The organism is Ruminococcus sp. MSJ-25 (assembly GCF_018917825.1).
In the GTDB taxonomy this organism is placed as follows: domain Bacteria; phylum Bacillota; class Clostridia; order Oscillospirales; family Ruminococcaceae; genus Hominimerdicola; species Hominimerdicola aceti.
In genome coordinates, this window is the sequence record NZ_JAHLPI010000018.1 from 1 (window position 1) to 19,438 (window position 19,438).

At 42.8% G+C, this 19,438-nt stretch carries 13 protein-coding genes; 6 read left to right on the top strand and 7 right to left on the bottom strand.

Annotated elements, in window-relative coordinates; translation table 11 throughout:
• Positions 1–1,242: transposase (locus KQH97_RS08405; RefSeq protein ID WP_253286406.1), on the top strand; the 1,242-nt coding region annotated here is incomplete at its 5' end.
• Positions 1,243–1,432: 190 nt separating this feature from the next.
• Here the strand turns inward: KQH97_RS08405 and KQH97_RS08410 are convergent.
• The gene (locus KQH97_RS08410) at positions 1,433–3,178 is read right to left on the bottom strand and encodes an SH3 domain-containing protein (RefSeq protein WP_216553789.1); all 1,746 of its coding nucleotides are present in this window, start codon (positions 3,176–3,178) and stop codon (positions 1,433–1,435) included.
• Between the two features lie 495 nt (positions 3,179–3,673).
• Between KQH97_RS08410 and KQH97_RS08415 the strand changes: the two genes are divergently transcribed.
• Entirely contained in the window at positions 3,674–5,230 is a 1,557-nt protein-coding gene (locus tag KQH97_RS08415; RefSeq protein WP_216553790.1) for a cohesin domain-containing protein, read from the top strand.
• 99 nt (positions 5,231–5,329) lie between these two features.
• Here KQH97_RS08415 and KQH97_RS08420 read toward each other — a convergent pair whose 3' ends face one another.
• On the bottom strand, positions 5,330–7,081 hold the full coding sequence (locus tag KQH97_RS08420; RefSeq protein ID WP_216553791.1) for a helix-turn-helix transcriptional regulator: 1,752 nt from the start codon (positions 7,079–7,081) through the stop codon (positions 5,330–5,332).
• A gap of 254 nt (positions 7,082–7,335) precedes the next feature.
• On the opposite strand from KQH97_RS08420, the gene KQH97_RS08425 reads away from it, so the two are divergent.
• Positions 7,336–8,469 carry a hypothetical protein gene (locus tag KQH97_RS08425; protein ID WP_216553792.1) on the top strand — a complete coding sequence of 378 codons (1,134 nt, stop codon included), beginning with the start codon at positions 7,336–7,338 and terminating at the stop codon, positions 8,467–8,469.
• A 34-nt stretch (positions 8,470–8,503) separates the two neighbouring features.
• A complete protein-coding gene (locus tag KQH97_RS08430) occupies positions 8,504–11,041 on the top strand; it encodes an InlB B-repeat-containing protein (RefSeq protein WP_216553793.1) in 2,538 nt (845 codons plus the stop codon).
• Between the two features lie 67 nt (positions 11,042–11,108).
• Here the strand turns inward: KQH97_RS08430 and KQH97_RS08435 are convergent, their stop codons facing one another.
• The 3 genes from KQH97_RS08435 to KQH97_RS08445 are packed head-to-tail and all read right to left on the bottom strand — an operon-like array spanning position 11,109 to position 13,394.
• Positions 11,109–11,981: a DegV family protein gene (locus tag KQH97_RS08435; protein ID WP_022288473.1), complete on the bottom strand. Its 873-nt coding sequence runs from the start codon at positions 11,979–11,981 to the stop codon at positions 11,109–11,111.
• Positions 11,982–12,008: 27 nt separating this feature from the next.
• Positions 12,009–12,515 carry a tRNA (cytidine(34)-2'-O)-methyltransferase gene (locus tag KQH97_RS08440; RefSeq protein WP_117864851.1) on the bottom strand — a complete coding sequence of 169 codons (507 nt, stop codon included), beginning with the start codon at positions 12,513–12,515 and terminating at the stop codon, positions 12,009–12,011.
• 21 nt (positions 12,516–12,536) lie between these two features.
• Positions 12,537–13,394, bottom strand: a complete 858-nt coding sequence (locus tag KQH97_RS08445; protein WP_216553794.1) for a pyridoxamine kinase — start codon at positions 13,392–13,394, stop codon at positions 12,537–12,539.
• Between the two features lie 328 nt (positions 13,395–13,722).
• Here KQH97_RS08445 and KQH97_RS08450 point away from each other — a divergent pair, with 328 nt between their 5' ends.
• Positions 13,723–14,796: a GGDEF domain-containing protein gene (locus tag KQH97_RS08450; RefSeq protein ID WP_216553795.1), complete on the top strand. Its 1,074-nt coding sequence runs from the start codon at positions 13,723–13,725 to the stop codon at positions 14,794–14,796.
• A gap of 48 nt (positions 14,797–14,844) precedes the next feature.
• Here KQH97_RS08450 and KQH97_RS08455 read toward each other — a convergent pair whose 3' ends face one another.
• Positions 14,845–15,288 (bottom strand): hypothetical protein, encoded by a 444-nt coding sequence (locus KQH97_RS08455; RefSeq protein ID WP_117864861.1) that lies wholly within the window; start codon positions 15,286–15,288, stop codon positions 14,845–14,847.
• Positions 15,289–15,439: 151 nt separating this feature from the next.
• Between KQH97_RS08455 and KQH97_RS08460 the strand changes: the two genes are divergently transcribed.
• Positions 15,440–16,657 carry a hypothetical protein gene (locus KQH97_RS08460; protein ID WP_216553796.1) on the top strand — a complete coding sequence of 406 codons (1,218 nt, stop codon included), beginning with the start codon at positions 15,440–15,442 and terminating at the stop codon, positions 16,655–16,657.
• Between the two features lie 74 nt (positions 16,658–16,731).
• Here KQH97_RS08460 and KQH97_RS08465 read toward each other — a convergent pair whose 3' ends face one another.
• Positions 16,732–19,305: a right-handed parallel beta-helix repeat-containing protein gene (locus KQH97_RS08465; protein ID WP_216553797.1), complete on the bottom strand. Its 2,574-nt coding sequence runs from the start codon at positions 19,303–19,305 to the stop codon at positions 16,732–16,734.
• Between the last annotated feature and the right edge of the window lie 133 nt (positions 19,306–19,438).

Sequence of the window (19,438 nt, forward strand, 5' to 3'; positions counted from 1 at the left end):
AACAATGTGCTTAACGGAAAAATAGAAGAGATATTCGCTGACATCAATGCTTACATATTTGAACAAGAAAACGTAGATATGGATCATGTGTACATAGACGGAACAAAGATCACAGCCAACGCCAACAAATACAGCTGGGTATGGAAAAAGAGCTGTGAGAAAAATCGCGTGAAAGTATTTGCAAAGATAACAGAACTGTTAAGTGAGATAAATAAAAGAATAGCCGCATTTGGTGTGAAATTTGGAGTTCGCGAAGAATATGCCATCGAATATCTCGAACAGATATTGAAGCAATATATACAGCTTTGCGGTTTTGATCCTGCTTCTGCTGTCAGGGGACGTGGACATCATAAAACTCCAGAACAGCGATATTATGATAAGCTTACAAGTTACATTGCGAGACTAAAAAAGTATGCAGAGCACATAAAAATATGCGGCAATGAACGAAACAGTTATTCCAAAACAGACCATGATGCAACATTTATGCGTATGAAAAAAGACTATATGGGAAACGATCAACTGCTCCCAGGTTACAACATACAATTTGGCGTTTGCGATGAGTATATCGCCGTATATGACGTAAAGCAGTATGCCTCGGATATGGATTGCTTCAAGCCGCTTATGGAAAAATTCCACAGAATATATGGAAAGTATCCTGAATATCCAGTTACCGACGCAGGCTATGGAAGCTTCAACAACTATCTGTACTGTGAAGAACACGGAATGGGAAAATACATGAAATTTACCATGTATGAAAAAGAAAGCAAGAATATTAAATACCATAATGATCCATACAGAGCAGTGAATTTCCGCATAGATGAAAATGGTGATCTGGTGTGTCCTAACAACAAAAAATTCCATTACGTTTACAGTCGACCCATAAAGGAAAACAAATATGGGAGAACAGAAGAATTCTATCAGTGTGAAGAATGTGCAAACTGTTCTCATAAAGAAAAGTGCTGCAAATGCAAGGGAAATCGCATAGTTCGCATAAATGAAGAATTGACAGCATTTCACAAAGAAGTTTTGGACAATCTTAATTGTATTCATGGAGCGCTTCTCAGAATGAACAGAAGCATTCAATCTGAAGGTGCAAATGGTATCATCAAGTGGAATCGGTCATACACAAGAGCCAGAAGACGTGGCTTAAATGCCATGAATTTAGAAATTGCGATGATTTGCTGTGGTTTTAATCTGCATAAATTTCACTTGAAGAAGATCACAATCAGAAAAGCAGCCTGAAAAAGATATTTTTCAACATTTTAATAATCGGCAAAAAGCGCTGTATTTCTGCCGGTGTGTTTGCTGTACCCTTTTTTCAAGATTAGATAGTTCTTTTTTGCTGTGTGATATATTAAAGCCCGTGGGCTTCCATATCGAGGGAATCCACGGGCTTTGTTGCGCTTTTTTTACAGCGCCTTTTTTTGCATTTTTAACTCTGACTTATCTTTTTCAGCAGCGTAAGAGCGTCGATAACATCGACCTTTCCATCACCGTTCATATCCGCACGCTTTAGCTGAGCGGGATCAAGCTGCGTCTTGCCTGCATTGTAACGCAGCATGAGCAAAGCGTCCACAACTGTCAGATACTTGTCACCATTCACATCTCCCTGCTGCAGGGTCTGTGAAGCAGCTTTTCTTGTTATTTTTATGGTGTACGTCCGTTTCACTCCGCTTGCCGCTGTGCAGGTGACCTTGACAGTGTTTTCGCCGGTTTTAAGGCTTACCTTGCCGTTTCCAGACACCTTTGCACTTTTGCCCAGCGGATTTGCATTAACAGTAACAGAAGAAACCTCCGCATTGACTTTGGCAGTATAGCTTGCGGTGAACTTATCGAATTTTGGTGAAATGCTCGTGCCTGAAACGCTGAGAGATTTAAGATAATTGTTGTTATCTCCACTGCTTGTAGGCTTTGGGCAAAGTTTATCAGGCATATTGTTGTAAACAGGTATCTTGAACTCCATTGCGCTGTTCAAAATATCCTGAGAATAGGCGTTTTTTAGGCTTATGGCTTCATTCGCCTGACCGAAAACGCAGGTCATATACTGGTGATAATAAAGTCCGTTTCCGCCGTCTACCATATCAAATTTTTGCAGATAAAGGGTATCCTGACCCTTTGTTATGTAGCCTGTGCCTAAGAATATCGAGCCGCCCACTATGGACTTGTACTGATTTGTCCAAGGAAGAAGATAGGTCGGATTAGTAGTTTTTGCATACTTACAGCCCATTTCTGCGGCTGTCATGGTAGAGGTCGCATAAGCCTGAATGTCAAAGAAGTTGAAATAATTCTCATAGCCTTTCACAGTACCAAGGGATTGCGGCGCACCATTTACGCCCTGCTCGTTTCTGCACCTTGAAGCAAGATGATAAGGTGAAACGCCCGATCTCTTTGCAGCGTCCATAAAGGTCTGCGAATATGTATACTTTTTCTTTGTGTCAGGACAAGTGTAGCTTCCGCTCATAAAAGTGTCTGCAAGAATAGTTTTTACACCGCTTTCCGTCTGATACGAGGGATCATATGACTGATTTTCAAACATAAAAATGTATGTATCGTTGAGAAAATTTCTCGGATCCATATAATACATTATTATCTCTTTTGAAGCCGCCACCCACGAGCCGTCAAGCCCATACCAATAACCGCCGTTAAAATCATATGCGCCCTTTTCCATCGACTTCCATGAAGCCAGTGCCGACGAGTGGACAAGGTTTCTGCCCACAACACATTCTTCCTTTAACGCAGTGTTCCAATCCACGCCAAGCTTCTGAGCGGTAAATATCCACTTTGGGTGCTGTTCATGGAGCTTTCGCAGATATGGCTTATAGCTTTCAGGAAAGCCCTGCTTTGTCATATAGCTCTCAAAATCAGCGTCAGAACTTCCCTGCGAGCCGCTTGATGTTAGCTGAACATATGCCGCCGAAACATAGCCCGTCACATTGCCGCATGATATCTTATACCATTTCGCACCGCTTGAGTCGGTGGTTTCGGAAAGTATAGTCAGGCTGTCGCCATAGCTTACTGTGCCTGTTTTAGAATAGCCTGTGCCTGCACCGCTGCGAACGTTCAGAACGTCTGCCGTACAGCTTCCCGTCATACTTGCCGCTGAAGCCGTCAAACATGAAGCCGCCATTGACACTGCAACAGCAAATGACAGGATATATGAAATTATCTTTTTTATCAACTCGTTCACCTCAGAAGATATAGGCAATACCGCAACAAGGCACGCCTATGTATAAGTCCTTATTTTTACACACATTGGTTTGTACATTTTTCTGTATCAAGTACAAAACTTCACCCTCATTATAGTACATTTCTCAGGGCTTTGTCAACAGTCTTTTTGATTCATAAAAAATTTACATTTAGCAAAATGCAGCTTTCACTTAAAAGTTACAGATTTATTACAGCCTATTTAGTGGCTTTGCTGTTGATCGGTACATACATATTGTGACGCAAATGCTCTCATTATAAATATATCCAAAAAAATATGCTTATTTTCGCTGTTTTGACTATTGACGTGTTACTTTATATTGTGATATAATCCTATTACGACAAAGGTAACAGAACTTGTAATATTTTATAATGAAATATTACAAATTAAAGACAAAACAATAGTAAACAAAATTAATCAAGAGCAAAATACTGACAGAAAAACACGATTTTGCAACGGAGGTATCAAATGAAAAAACTGAAAATAAACAAGATGGCGCTGTCGGTGGCAACAGCGTTTCTTATGCTCACGAGCATTGTTTCCACGGTGGCTAGCGCATCAGGCGGAAACGAGATAAAGCTCACAAGCGACAAGAATTTTGCACAGGCAGGCGACAGCATAAACGTAAAAGCGAGCCTTGAGCCTGATAAAACAGGCGTTGCAGGCTTCACTATAGACCTGCATTATGACCCGTCAAAGGTAACAGTATATGTGCCGACCGATGAGGAGAGCGAGAGTACATACAATGTGGGAAGCAAATTCTCTGTTATAACCAACTATGTTGCTTCATCAGGCACTATAAAAATAGTCGGTGCAAACCTCACAGGCTCTAACATAAAGGACAAAACAGACCTTGCCCTTGCGACTTTCAAGGTAAAGGACGGCGTAACAGGCAAGATAAACTATTGGGTAGAGGTTGAAACAATGGTGGCGGAAGCTGACGGTGGATACAAGTCAGTTTCATACTCAGCACCTACAGAGGGTTCACCGCTCACTGTCAGTGCAGGGGAGGAGATCACAACAACTCCTGCAACGACCACTACGACTGCTTCATCTAAGGCTGAAGCTACTACAACTACATCAAAGTCGACCACAACTACAACGACGACTACAGCAAAGACTACGACCAAGTCCGAAGCGACTACCACAACTACGGCTAAGTCTGAGAAAGTTACAACAACTACGACAAAGCCTGTTGAAACCACCACAACGACTACAACAGCAAAGAGCGAAACTCAGACCACTACAACCTCAACATCTGCACAGCCTGAGTCCGAACCGCTTTTTACACACAAGCAGGGTGACGCTGACTTCAACAGCGAAACTTCCCTTCAGTTCGGTTTCAAGCTTTCTGACTACATAACAGACTATTCTCAGCATTACAATGTAAAGGTCAACGTAAAGTCATCAGGCAACGCAAGCGGTGCAGTCGGTGCGTTGGTTGACGGAAGCTGGTCTGCACAGAGCACGAAGCTCACAGGTGGCGAGGAAGCACAGTGGATATACTCAGATCTTGACCCTTCAAGAACAAGTGACGAGGTTTTCGTACAGCTTTATTACTTAAAGGCAAATGCAGATTTTCAGATAGCTTCCGTGGAAGTAACGCCTGTCAAGGAAGCAGTTGACACATCAGCGGTTACAAAGGTCACAGCGGCAGAACCAAAGCCTGCTGACGATACAACGACCACAACTACTACAACAGCAAGCACAGAGCCAAAGGCTGACGAAAACGCACAGCCTGAAAGCACCACCACAACAGCAGCCAGACAGCCTGCAAATGTCGGTGCGGCCGTTACTACAGTAAGCGAGGGCGACAATTCGCAGGAGCTTACAGAATCACAGGCAACAGAAAAGATACAGCAGATAGTTGACGAGGCCTCATCGCAGGCTGACAGCTCAAAAGTAAATCCGTCAACAGGCGTTGAAATGACAAAGAACATTCTTACTGTCATTGCCGCAGGATATGTTATTTTTGCGATATTTGCAGTTATCTTCAACAGATTTGCCGCAAAGGACGAAGAATAATAACTGAATATATTTCTTTTGGCTATAAAAACGGACGTTTCCATCGGAAGCGTCCGTTTTTTCGTCAGGAACACCAAGGGGATAGTGTGATCCTGCATTTTATTGATCTTCTATAACAGGCGGAATAAAATTCTCTATGGCGCTGAGAAGCTTCGGGTGTCGTATAACAAAATGTATAGCAGGCGCGTTTCCCTTTGATATCATCGCCCACTGACCTTCATGGATCAGTATTTGCAAATTGCAGAAGGTCTGCCGCTTAGCATATTTAAGACTATAGTTTTCATGTGTCTGTGCATAGCGTTCTGTGCTTTTTAAATGTGCAGAATAATCATCATAGCTGTAAAGAACATCACTGGCACAGAATACACCCGACAGGTCAAGGGCATGGGGACGTGTTTCAAATTCCTCTCGGGAAAGACAGCATATCTCGTCCTCTATGGTCATGGTTTCCAGTATGCTCTCAACTCGCTTTTTACGATCACTGACATAAGCTTTTATATCTCTGCCCCGGCGGTCGTCAATGCCGTTTCTGTCAAGTATACTATTGAGCAGGTCATTATCCATAGTATAAACAGGCAGAGCAGATAAAATACTCCTGCGCCTGCCACGTTTGTGAGAGTCGGCAGTGAGAAAATCGCTGAAATCTTTTTCCCTGTCACTTCGGTATATCTCCATAAGCGGGCAGGCGTTTGAAAGCAGATCATTGGCACGTTTACGATAATATCCAAGCTCCTTCTTGGACTTGGTCAGATAATATCTGCCCTCGCTGTGAAAGCCTGCCACGGCTTCCCCTGAAAGAGCCGCCGCACCTGATACCTTCAGCAAATGCAAAAAAGCATTATTCTGTACGTTTTTCAAATAGTAAGGCGCTATCTGCCCCGTCATATACATCGGTATCCAGCTTTCAAGACCAAGCATCATATCATCTAAGGAGCGGTCAAGATTATGTATCTGACAAAGGTGCAGACCCTTTTTAAGCATCAGAGCCATACCGAACATCCACTTCTTCGGAAATTCGGGATCATCAGCCATTTCCTTCATAGGCATATCACTGTACATTATCACAGGCTCATTAGAACGTGACAAGACTGTGGCTTTCAGAAAATCAAGCTCACTTTCCATCATTTCCTTGATGCCAAAATAACTTTTTGACACAGGAAGCTGAAAAGGCAATGCAGGTACTTTCATTTCATCAAAACGTATCACCTTTATGTATTCGTTCAGGTCAAACTCATCAAGCTTATCAAGAAACTTTTCAATTCCACCGCTTTTTATCTCTCTGCTCTGTCTGGCATGATCGCTGAACAGCCATTTGCATATCACTTCATAACGCTGTGACACATCCTCTATATCACTTTCATTACGGCCCACAAGCTGTGCGACCGCTGATATCTCTGTGGGAGTTCTAAGCTCCCTTGCAGTAAAGCCTGCTATTGCGGCGACAAAGCGTTCAGGGTCGGCAGGCTTTCTAGTACCGTTCCGTATACGGAAAACTGTGGAAACATCATAATTTATCTCTTTGCACATACGCTTGATGTTTATATCAAGGGCTGATATAAGGGTATTGAAATTTTGCCGCATAGACTCTCTGTCGGCAGGTATGACATCTTCACAGTCAAGAAAGGCTCTTTTTATGTTCTCCCTTGTCATATCGCCATAGCCTTTTTCCCTTGCCACAGCCTCAAGAGCGTTGCAAAGCCCGTCAAACGCCACAGTGTCTATCTCAGGTATTCTCTCTCCGCTTCTGTATCTGCTAAATGTTGAGGGAGATATCCCTGACAACTCACAAAGCTCCTTTGCTGTGCAGGAAAGCTGTTCTATATAATTACCAAGCTGTTCGCAAAACTTCATTTTAACGATTCCTCCCGCTGTCATATGGTATTACGTTAATTATATATCATATTTATCAAAAAAGGAAGTCCCCCACGATATATAATTTCAGAATTGGCATATGACTATTATGAAATAAACCACAAATTTATTCATAGATTTGTTATAATGTGATAAAGAATATCACATTAGGGAAAATACAAAGTAATGGAGGTGTGCTTATAGTATAGTAGCGAATATGAAAAAAATTATAATATCAAAAGGAGATGTATATTATGAAAAAAATAACCACAAAACTGCTGACAGTTATGCTTTCACTTGGCATGGCATGTTCCATTGCACCGACCACAGCATCAGCGGAGTCCTCGCAGGAAAGCAATCAGAACACAAGCGTCATTACCGAAGCCACTATTGAAGATGTGAGATTTAATTATGGGGCTGGCGATACACCTGAGACATCGGCTTTTGTAACACCGGTAGACTATGAAAAATACGATGTGGCTTATGAATGCTGGCAGCAATTTGAAAACAACGAACCAGTTGCCGCATGGTATTCTGACAACGGCTCACACGGCTCTTTGCCAACTTTCACGGAATTTGAAGGCGGCAAAAAATATGTGTATTCACTTATGCTGAAACCGAAAGACGGATATTCTTTCAGCAGTGATACTGTCATTACAGTAAATGGTCAGAAAGTGTCAGCACCTTTCGTAGGCGGCTCTATGTATATCCCTGCCATTAAAACGATCACTACATCTACGGTGACATTCATTGACGTGGTGGAGATCAACGATGCTACTATCAGCTTTAAGGACGGCGATAAGCCAGTGTTCACTGGCAATGTGCCAGATGGCGCAAACTATGCGCTCCGAGCTGCGTGGTGGGAACTGGACAGCAAGACTGGTGCAATTTCCGCAGATTTCTTCAGCGGCGCTTATGAAAATAAGATCACAACTTTTGAAGCTGGAAAGACCTATCATTACGGTGTGTATGTGGTATCTGAAGGATTTGTTGAGAGTGAAAATACCTCTTATGTATTCGGACCAGACACGAAGCTGAAGATCAACGGCGAATTTGTGAATTACAAACGCTATGAAAACGATACGAGCGACGGCTCTGACGGCACTATGTGGGTCATCACTGACCTGACTATGACACCAAAGGCAAATGATACAAGTTCTGACAGCAACGATACAAACTCAGATATCAAAGACACAAGTTCAAACAGCAGTGGCACAGACAGCAAGAATACTGACAGCAAAGCGACAGACAGCAAGACCCCTGCCAAGAACAATGCAGGAAGCACAAACCCTAACACGGGCAATAATGTTGGCGGTATCCTCTTTACTATCCTTATCACAGGAAGCGGACTTGTAGTTGCAGGCAGAAGATCACGCAAAAACAAATAACAACAGCATGAGCTGACAAAAGGAGATGTATATTATGAAAAAACGATCACTGCAAGGGAGAATAACCGCTTTTATCCTTACCCTATGTTTGGCAGCACCACAAATGTCTATGTTGACATTTGCTGAAAATTCTACAGTCAGTAATGAAACGGAACTGAAGTCGGCATTGGAAAATACGGAATTTGCAGAGATCAAGTTGGGCGGAAACATTGAGACCACCTGGGAACTAGATGTGGAGCGCACTGTTACTCTTGATCTCAACGGATATACCCTGAGCTGCAGCTCGACAGATGAGGATATAATTCGGGTGCGCGGCAGCGGAAACCTAACAGTAAAGGACAGCGGCACAAATGGCAAGATCGATGGGCAGAACAAGAACTGCGGATTTGAAGTCAAGGGCGGAACGCTTACTCTAGAGAGCGGCAGTATCGTGAATTGCACGGATGCCGACGGAGACGGCGGCGCAGTGGATGTATCCAACACTGGTGTAACGGAAACTCCGGTCAAGTACGGCAAGTTAGTTATGAACGGCGGTACTATTAAGGATTGCAAAGCAGGTGATGACGGCGCTGCTGTGGATATAGGAATGGGCTGCACATTTACAATGAACGATGGTACGATCAGCAACTGCAGAGCGGAGGACGACGGCGGTGCTGTATTTGTCAAGCAGGGCGGCTTCTTCGTGATGAACAGCGGAACGATTGAAAACTGTTCTGCATGCAATAATGGCGGTGCAGTGAACATATACGAAAATGGCAGCTTCACCATGACCGGCGGCACAATTAAGGACTGCAAGGTAGACTTGGGAGGTCTCGGCAATGCAGTATATGGCAAAAACAATACGGCGATCGTTGTCATTTCTGGAGGTACGATCGAGAACTGTGGTGTATTTCCATGGTCTTTTGATGAGTTCACAGTGACATTTGATTCAGACGGCGGAAGTGCAGTGTCAGAGCAAAAGGTATTGAATACTTCTGCGATCGAGCCAAATGAACCGAAGAGGAACGGCTATGATTTTGCTGGGTGGTATCTAAATGATGCAAAGTATACCTTTGATACCAAGATCACTGGGAATATTACTCTAAAAGCACATTGGACGCCTGCGGCAACTTTAAGCAGTATTAACATGATCGATATCGAAAACGTGAAGCTCGATTATCAGCCGGGCAATGCCCCGCAGGCATCGGCCAAGCGAACAGGCACTAATCAGGATAAATATGATATTCTCTTTGAGTGCTGGAAAAATCAGAAAAAGGATGCCGACGACACCATGCACACGGTTGGCTACTGGTATTCTGATGAAAGCGTTTATTCGGACGACGATGTTCGATTCAATACCTTTGAAAAGGGCGGAAGGTATATATATTCCGTGAAACTTCAGGCAAAGGACGGCTATACCTTCGATCGCAATTTGAAAAATGAAAATGTTACACTGAATGGAGCAAGCCTGCCGTCTAGCGCGTGGGTCATGGTGATGGATGACGGCAAGACCTGTCTTATTAGATATGGAACAGAGCTGCGCCCCGGTCAGGCTGTTGAAGAGATCCGACTTGATGCCATTATCAACTTTAATGCCGGAGATAAACCGCTTTTCAGCACCGGTGTCATTGACCCTATCGTTGACACCGATCATCAGCGGTGGGACGCCAATGACGGCAGCGGTTATGGCATTACCTCCAGCGACTACTGGAACGAACGCTATAACGGTAAGCTCATTACGGAATTTGAAGCCGACAAAAGCTATACCTATGGCGTATATTTCAAGATTTCCGATTTGGGCATGGAAGAGGGCTACCGCTTCGATCAGAACACGAAGCTCTATATCAACGGCGACGAAATCACCCTGACACCCGATCAGATCGATGTGGATGATAGCGGTGAAACCATTTGGTTCAGCAATGTATTGACCATGACGCCGTCCACCGTGAAAGTTATTGATGTGGTGGAGATCAACGACGCCACCATCAACTTCAAGGACGGCGACAAGCCCGTGTTTACAGGCAAGAGTCCTGAAGGCGTGAAGTATGCGCTCCGAGCTGCGTGGTGGGAGCTTGACAGCAAGACCGGTCTGATCTCTACAGAGCCAGAGTGGGGAAGCGAAATTTATGAAAACAAGATCACCGCTTTTGAAGCCGGAAAGACTTACTATTATGGTGTGTATGTGACGGCTGTTGGTTTTGTTGAGAGTGAAAATACCTCTTACATATTCGGACCAGACACTAAGCTTAAGATAAACGGCGAATTTGTGAATTACAAACGCTATGAAAATGATACGAGCGACGGCTCTGACGGCACCTTGTGGGTCATCACTGACCTTACTATGACGCCAAAGGCAAACGATACAAGCTCTGACAGCAGCGATACAAACTCAGACAGCAAAGACACAAGTTCAAATAACAGTGGCACAAGCACAAACAGCAACTCAAATACAGACAGCAAGACCCCTGCCAAGAACAACGCAGGAAGCACAAATCCTAACACAGGCAATAATGTTGGCGGTATACTGCTTACATTCGTTATAGCTGGAAGCGGACTTGTAGTTGCAGGCAGAAGATCACGCAAAAACAAATAACAACATGAGCTGACAAAAAACGGGCGTTTCAAAGCGAAACGTCCGTTTTTTTATATCCATATCAAATTTACTTGTTCTGTGCCTTAAAGATAACGCCCGTTACCTTAGGACCTGCGTTTATTGCAATAGCCGCTCCTATTTGGAAACACTCCACAGGTGGATAGCCCACCTTCTTGGTCATAGCCTGTGCCATTTCGTCCCTGACACTCTCGTCATTGCCGTAAACTATGCAGTAAGGTGTCTGCGGTATCATTTCCTTTACAGTCAGGTCAAGTATCTTTGGCACAATAGCCTTGTCGCCTCTTACCTTTGTTTCTGTAACGATAGCATGGTCATGTATCCTCATGATAGGTCTAAGACCCATTACCTCGCCCACAAAAGCAGCCGCAGACGGAATCCTTCCTGACTTCTTTGCATATTTTAGGGTATATGGCGCAAAGAAAATAACGCAGTTCTTTATCCAATCCTCCATAAAAGCCACGATATCAGCCGCAGGAACGTCCTTTGTGGCTTTCATTGCGCCCTGAACTACTGCATAGCCATACGCTCCTGAGTAGCTCTCGCCGTCTATATTGTATATAGTGAACTTGCCCTTTGCTTCAGGGTGAGCGGAATAAAACTCCTCTGCCGCCATAACAGCGTTGTTGTATGTTGCCGAGCCTTTTGAGTTTATGGTAGTGTTTATAACATCAGTATAGCCCTCGCTGTAGAGCTTCTCAAAAGTTTCCTGATATTCAAAGGCTGTTATCTGCGATGTAACAGGTATGCCGTCAAAATCGTCAAGCATTTTGTAGAATTTCTCGTTGTCGAAATCTATCCTTGATGTGTAGCTGTCATCACCCATTGCCACCTTGAAATTCATTATCTGGATATCCAGCTTCTTTTCAAGCTCCTCAGTGATATCGCTCGCTGAGTCGGTAAGAAATTTTATTTTTGCCATAAATTCACCCTCCGTTTTTTATTTATTTTATTCGTCCCATGTATATTGCGTCAGCTTGCCCTCTCTGCCAAGGTCGGGATAATCCCACTGTCTTAACACCTCATAGCAGGCTATCGCCACTGAGTTTGAAAGATTAAGACTTCTGAGCGTTTTTCGCATCGGTATCCGCACACAGCTTTGTGGATTTTCATAAAGCAGTTTCTCAGGCAGCCCCTTGTCCTCTCTGCCGAAAATTATATACACTTCCCTATCCTGCGGATAATCCACATCTGAGTGTACCATTCTGCCCTTTGTGGTAAAGAAATAGAACTCGCCGCTGTTCTTAGAAAAAAAGTCATCAATATTATCATACTCGTATATTTCAAGCTTATCCCAGTAATCAAGCCCTGCACGCTTTAGCTTTTTGTCGCTTATCTCAAAGCCGTAAGGCTTCACAAGATGCAGTGCCGCACCTGTCACTGCACAAGTCCTTGAAATATTGCCTGTGTTCTGCGGTATCTGCGGCTCTACAAGCACGATATTAAGTCTGTTCATCTTCGGTAACACTTCCAGATATCACAAATTCGTATAGTCCCTAAGCTCCTGATAGCTTGTGAGCCAAGGAAGCTGCCCCTCCAGCATAAGACCGTCTGTCCATGGGGTCTGGTAGCTGTATGTAGTCTTGACAGTAAGCTCTGTGAACGCTGTGGATCTGTTCATTGCGATAGGCAGGCTGTCACCCTTGAGAAGTCCTCCAATAAGAACACTTGTGAACATATCTCCCGTTCCTGAATAGTGTGCAGGAACATAATCATTCTTTATTTTCCAAAAGCTGTTATTTTCTTTATCATAGCCCACAGTTGACATTCCGCCGTCTGCAAGATTTACGCTTGTGATAACAACGATCTTTGCGCCCTGCTTTGAAAGCCTTACAAGCCATGATTTTATCTCAGAGCTGCGCATTGAAGCCGTAGGATATTCCTCACCAAGAAGTATAGCCGCCTCTGTGAGGTTAGGCGTGATTATATCCGCCACCTTTACAAGCTCGACCATACGGCTGCAAAGCTCCTTTGTGTAGGTCTTATATGTCTTTCCACCGTCACCCATAACAGGGTCTACGACCTTCAGGGCGTCAGGAAAAGCCTCGAAAAACTCAAGGCAGTGATCTATCTGCTCGCTTGAAGCTAAAAACCCGCTGTACACACAGTCAAATTTCATATCCATTTTTTTATAGTGTTCCAATGCAGGCTTCATAAAGTCTGTAAGATCTCTCATAACAAACTCGCTGTAGCCCGTGTGTGCCGAAAGCACAGCCGTAGGCACAGGACACACCTGAATGCCCATAGCGGAAAGCACAGGTATCACCACTGTTAGCGAACACCGGCCAAGACCTGATATATCCTGAATGGAAACAACCTTTTTACAACCCTGCATAATAAAACCCTCTTAAAAAATACTCATAAACATTATTATAACATATCCATCAGGATTTTTCAATAGTCCATGGCTTGTCGGCAATATTTTTTTCACTATATTTTTTCATATTGTTCATATCAATATAATATGATTTACGCGCGCTATGAAAAGCAACAAAAAATCGCCATTTTTCGCACTTTTTAGGCTAGCACCTACAAAATTCATCATGATAATTTGTACAAATTTAGTCTTGCAAAAACGTTTAAAATAGTATATAATATGTTTATTAAAGCAAAGTGATTTTGTTTATAACACCAAACCAAATATCAAAGAAAGAAACAAATGTATGAAAATAAAAAAAGAAATAAACCTCTTTGCGGGAATGTTCACCGCAGAGGAAATATATCGCTATGGTGATATCATACTGCTGTTAGGTCATATAATATATCTTGTGCTGTTTTATCGGTTTGGAGTATACCAAATGGTATATTATAACTATTTCAGCGTAGCATTCTATGCAGTGATGTATTTCCTGCTTCATTTTAAGAAGATAGGCAAAATGTCATTTACTTACCTTGTGCTTGGCGAGATAATAGTACACGCCTGCATGGGTGCTTATTACATAGGCTGGTCAGCAGGATTTACGCAGATAATGCTGTGTATAATACCTATTCCATTTTTCATTGCACAAAACAGGAAAGCGATACCATATATACTTTCGTCCTTTGATGTTGTTGTGTTCATAGTCATGCGTATCATAGTCACAAACAGGGTCGCACCTTACAGCTTTGATACCAGCAGAGAGAATATCTTATACATTTACAATACTCTATGCAGCTTTATTATAATTATCTATGTATCTTCCATATACATTTTCACAAATGAGCATAACAAGCGTGAAGCAAAAGCACAGAACGAAAAGCTTCAAAAGCTTGCCACTATCGACCCACTCACTCAGCTTTTCAACCGCCGTGCCATGATGGATTTTATCAAAAAGATAGAAAGCAACAGCCGCAGGACAAACAGCGTATATTCTATGTGTTTGGGTGATATTGATGATTTCAAGCACGTTAATGACACATATGGTCACGAAGTCGGTGACAAGGTACTTAGAGCGGTATCAGATGTTATAGCTGGAAACGTGCCTAGCGAGGGCTATGTGTGCCGTTGGGGCGGTGAGGAAATACTATTCGTTGTTCCAAATACAGACACAGAAAGCTGTGAGAAAATAGCAAAGAGCATTTGCCAGAAAATACATGAGTATACATTTAAGGAAAATTCTCGAAGTTTCAATATATCCATGACTTTTGGAGTTTACTCAGTGACTCCGAACGAAAACTATGACGAGGGTATCTCAAAAGTGGATAAGCTGCTATACAAGGGCAAAAACCAGGGCAAAAACTGCGTTGTATCTAAATAAAATCAAGGCAGCCGTGTAGGAAAAACTCCACGGCTGCCATTTTCATGCCTATTTTGCAGAGAGATATCCTCTCATGTCTACAGAAAGGCGTTCCTCAAGACATATAAGCTCCTTGGCAATGTTCTTGGACTTCTCGTCTGCCGCCTTATAATCGTTGAGATATCCAGACAGGGACTTCACGCCCATATTACAGCCGTCTGTTATAAAATCTGCCACAGCGTCGTCACTGCTCTCTGCCGCAAGCTTGAAGTTGGTTTTAAGCCATGCCATGCCCTTTGCCATAGCAGGCGGCTCTTTTCCGCTGTCATGATATGAATTTAAAAGTCCCTGAAGCTTCTCTTGTATCTCCACATGCCCTGCAAGATTTTTCTCTAACGTTCGCTTTAGCTCTCCGTTTGAAGTGTATTTCAGCGAATCCTCAATAGACTGCACGCCCATTTTTATTCCTGCATCGCACTCCCTGAGAAGCTTTATTGTATCCTTTTCTATCATCTAAATTCGCTCCTTTCATAATTGCAAATAGTTTTCCACAAAAATTTCTCTTTATGCCTGCATAAATTCAGCAAAACTATTGAAAAATCTTTAAATTTGTGATATAATTTCTTCATGGCTTATGCCTGAAGTATATAAGGGGGTATTTTAAATGGGAGAACACAAACATTACAAAGAGTCGGGCAAATTCAGCCCAGTTGGAGCAGTGCTCATGGTGCTTGCAACAGCAGTATGCGGTGGATTGCTTTTCTGGCTCTATCTGCTTTTTGAGGGCTGGTGCACTATCATCTATCTCAATGTTATCGCTGCGATAGCAGTGTCATGCGCACTTGGCTTTGTAGGAGGAAAGATAGTCAGAGCATTCAAAATGCGAAACACAGTTGTGGCAGTTGCCTGTGCTGTAGTGGGCTTTTTATTTGCCTCATATTTTAAATGGGCGCTGTATGATTACAACGATCTGAAAAAATATGGCTATGAGCTTATGGGTGAATACACAGCCTATGATTATTATGACGAGCTGAATATGCTTTTCGATGAAAACACAGACGGCTTCGGTGATTATTATGACTTTTATCACCAGACCAAGGCATATGATCTTTTCAGCAACGATTCAACAGGCGATTTTTCAGACAAGGACATTGCCACAATGCAGAAAAAGTCTGTATGGCAGTTTTTCGAGCTTGACAAGCTTCTTGGCAAGGATAAAAAATCCGCACAGAAAAGCCTTGAAAAGTCATACACCATGAACGCATATGACTACACCTACGATTTCAGGAAGTATGACAAGACAGGTCTTTTTGACATAATCGCACACCCGTCTGACCTTTGGAATGATATAAAGTCTATCAACAAGGAGGGTCGCTGGTCTTACAAGTCATCACATTCATCAAGAGATAACGGCTCGCTTGTAAACGGCACGATCCTGTGGATAGTATGGGGCAGTGAATTTATCCTTCTGCTGGCTTTCCTTGTGGGCGGCGTGAGAATCAAGTCAAAAGAGCCTTTTATAGAGTCTGAGGACGATTGGGCAGAATACAAAAACCTCAAGGGTGCATACAAATTCATGGTGCCCGAGGACATAAAGTCATTTAAGGTTTCAATGGAGCAAAGCCCTTACACGCTTTTTGATTATCAGACGGCTGTTACTCAATTCCTGCCTACATATATGGTGATAGATTGCTATGTGAGCAAGTCAGGCAATGAGAATTATCTAACAGTTTATCAGCAGACGATCAACCCTAAGAACAAGAACCCTGACACAAAAGTTCTCGTGAACAAACTCTTGGTTGACGGTGATTTCATGAACAGGCTCTATTCCCTTGCAAATTTTGCTCCGCAAATGCAGGACGTTCAGCAGACACCACAGTAAGGAAAGAATAAAGACATACAAAAAACACGGCTGAAAAAATATCAGCCGTGTTTTATTATGCCAATTTTTATATTTTACAGCCAAGCGCCGTAAATAGTTTCCCCTGTAAGCTCACGATATGAGCGCACTCTAAGATCCAGCATATCTGCTCTCGCCTTTGCAATGACCTGTGAAGGTGAATTGTAATTCACCACTATGGCAGGCTCACTGTGAGAGGTGTGGTCAAGCTTATCCTTGACCGCTTCTGCTACCTCATAGCCCTGGGCTTTCATTGTAGGATTGCCCGAAACGATAGACCTGCTGTTAAGCTCCTGCGGCTTTATGACCATTACATTATCAGACTTTAGTGTTATGTCAAACTGAAAATCAGCCGAGTCGCAATACTGACCCATGCCTATAACCGTCACCTTTGCAGTTCCAACGTTCACGTTGTCAGAGTAAACTGTTCTGTAATCAACATTAGGAATAAGTGTTTCGCCGCCAACAAAAACGTCAAATATCTGTGTTCTCTCCTTGCCTGTGTATGACATAGAGCCACGCATATTTGTGGTACAGCCCACAATAGTAAGCTTTGTTTTTATGCTCATATCCGCACTGTCGCTTCCCTCTTGGACACTGTCAACAGTATCAAGAAAAGCTTTCACTTTATAAACATATCTTGTTTTTGGAACAAGTCCATAGTCTGTAAATGAAGTGCCGTCTGTTACAGTAGCTATCTGCTCAAACTCTGCATCCTCAGCGTCGGTCTTTCTGTAAACATAATAGCCGTCAGCCTGCGACACCTCGTCCCATGTTAAAGTTAGCTTATCAGAGCAGATATCCTGCGACTTTACGTTATCAGGTGCGTTCAGAAGCACTGCCGCACTGCCTGTGACGTAAATATCGCCCTTGCTGTTGTCAGCAAAGCTGTTTCCGCTTATTTTAACCTGAGATTTCTTATTAGCTTTTATTCCGTAGCCTTTATTTTTGTTGCAGGTGTTGTTGAAAAACTCCACAGAAGCGCTGTTGTCAGCCATAAGACCGCTAAGACCGTTTTCTTCAAGGATATTGTCAGAAGCCTTACCGCTTCCGCCAGTGAATATAAGTCCGTGATTTTTAGACTTCTTAACAGTGTTCTTTCTCACGTCAGCCTTAGCTTCTTTGGTTATCTTTATGCCGTTGGAGCCTGCGGAGGTTATAGTATTGCCTGATATGGTGTTTTTATCAGAACCGCCTGAAACATAAACTCCCGACACGCCTGGCTTTTTAATGGTATTTGAGCTTACCTCATTGCCTGAACCACCGCTTATATAAACGCTGTTCTGCTTTGTGCCTGTAAGCTTATTTTTGGTCACAGTCACCTGTGAGGATTCACTGAGCCATATAAGATCCATGGAATAATTATATCTGTCATAGTCATAGCTTATATCGTTAGAACCTATGAAAATTCCCGAAACGTCCGTGAGCCTTACTGCCGAACCAGCTGTTTTTATAGTGTTGTCTACTATCTTCACGCCCTTTACGGTATAGTTGTAATCAGGGTGTGAGTATGACTTTTCAAGCTTCTTGCCGAATATCTGTATCGCATACGGCTCTGGATAATAATATGTACCCACAACAGTTATGTCGTTGTTTCTTATTATGGTGTTGGCATTATCGTCAAGACGATCCTTTATGCCTGCATAGCCTGAATTAGGCACATGGAAATTTGCATTTTCATAATCGGTCATGTACTTGAAATCTATGGCACAGCCAACGTTTTTCATAGTGTTGTTTTCGATTATACATTTTTTATGATTAATAAGTACGATAGCCGTTCCGCTCATATTATAAAATGAGTTGCCTGATATAAGTGTATTAGTATAATATACACCAAGACAAGCTGAATGCGAGCCAAGACCTCTTATAAGGTCATGGAATTTGTTGTTCTTTATTACAGCATTGTCGCAAGGGGTATCATCAAAAGGCTCATACGCCGGGAAAACATCACTGTTACTTATGGTATCCAGCTGTATAGCCTCTTTCTGAAATGTTCCCGTATAGCCATGAAAATCGCAATCCTCGATAGTGATGCCCTTTACACCGCCTATCTCAACATGATGACCATTGTAATTGTTTTTTATCTCAACGTTCTTTATCCAAAGGTTTTTCATGTGACCAAATCTCATATTAGAAAATGGTCTTGAAGTAGACGAAGGGTTGCCGTCCCAACAGCCGCCCTCGATAACGATATTTCTCTCGCTGCCATATCCGCCTGCACCATTTGCCTGAGCGTTCTTTATCATACAGCCCTTGTCAAAATTTCTGACGATAGTCGCTCCGTCCTCAAGATACAGCCAAGTGTTTGAATATATCTCCAAAAGCTTGTCTATCCTGTATTTTCCTTTTGGCACAACGACCTTTATCTGCACAGAGTTGGAGCCGTTGTCAATGGCATAGTCAAGGGCTTTCTGTATCGCCTTTGAGGAGTCTTTCTTTCCCTTTTTGTCTGCGCCGAAGTCAACAACATTCACTTCAAGCGCTCCCGAATATCCGCTTATTTCCGCTCCACTGGCTTTTGTGCCGGTGATAGTGGAATAATCATAAGCAAAGCACCTTACTGTCATAAGCATAATGGCGAGTAAACACGCCGCTGCAAAGGCAATAAAGGTGCGAGTTATCTTTGTCAATTCTCATCTGTCCTTTCGTTGTCTTGGGGTTATCGCTGCTCTCTTTTTTGTTCTTTTTATCTTTTTAGCAGAACATATTTTACACATATTCAATTATACCAAATCATGCCCCATTTGTCAACCGAAAAACGTC

Coding starts and splice junctions, on each gene's coding strand:
- KQH97_RS08455 (WP_117864861.1), bottom strand. CDS start 15,288: ATGATAGAAAAGGATACAATAAAGCTTCTCAGGGAGTGCGATGCAGGA.
- KQH97_RS08435 (WP_022288473.1), bottom strand. CDS start 11,981: ATGGCAAAAATAAAATTTCTTACCGACTCAGCGAGCGATATCACTGAG.
- KQH97_RS08420 (WP_216553791.1), bottom strand. CDS start 7,081: ATGAAGTTTTGCGAACAGCTTGGTAATTATATAGAACAGCTTTCCTGC.
- KQH97_RS08415 (WP_216553790.1), top strand. CDS start 3,674: ATGAAAAAACTGAAAATAAACAAGATGGCGCTGTCGGTGGCAACAGCG.
- KQH97_RS08425 (WP_216553792.1), top strand. CDS start 7,336: ATGAAAAAAATAACCACAAAACTGCTGACAGTTATGCTTTCACTTGGC.
- KQH97_RS08445 (WP_216553794.1), bottom strand. CDS start 13,394: ATGCAGGGTTGTAAAAAGGTTGTTTCCATTCAGGATATATCAGGTCTT.
- KQH97_RS08440 (WP_117864851.1), bottom strand. CDS start 12,515: ATGAACAGACTTAATATCGTGCTTGTAGAGCCGCAGATACCGCAGAAC.
- KQH97_RS08460 (WP_216553796.1), top strand. CDS start 15,440: ATGGGAGAACACAAACATTACAAAGAGTCGGGCAAATTCAGCCCAGTT.
- KQH97_RS08430 (WP_216553793.1), top strand. CDS start 8,504: ATGAAAAAACGATCACTGCAAGGGAGAATAACCGCTTTTATCCTTACC.
- KQH97_RS08450 (WP_216553795.1), top strand. CDS start 13,723: ATGAAAATAAAAAAAGAAATAAACCTCTTTGCGGGAATGTTCACCGCA.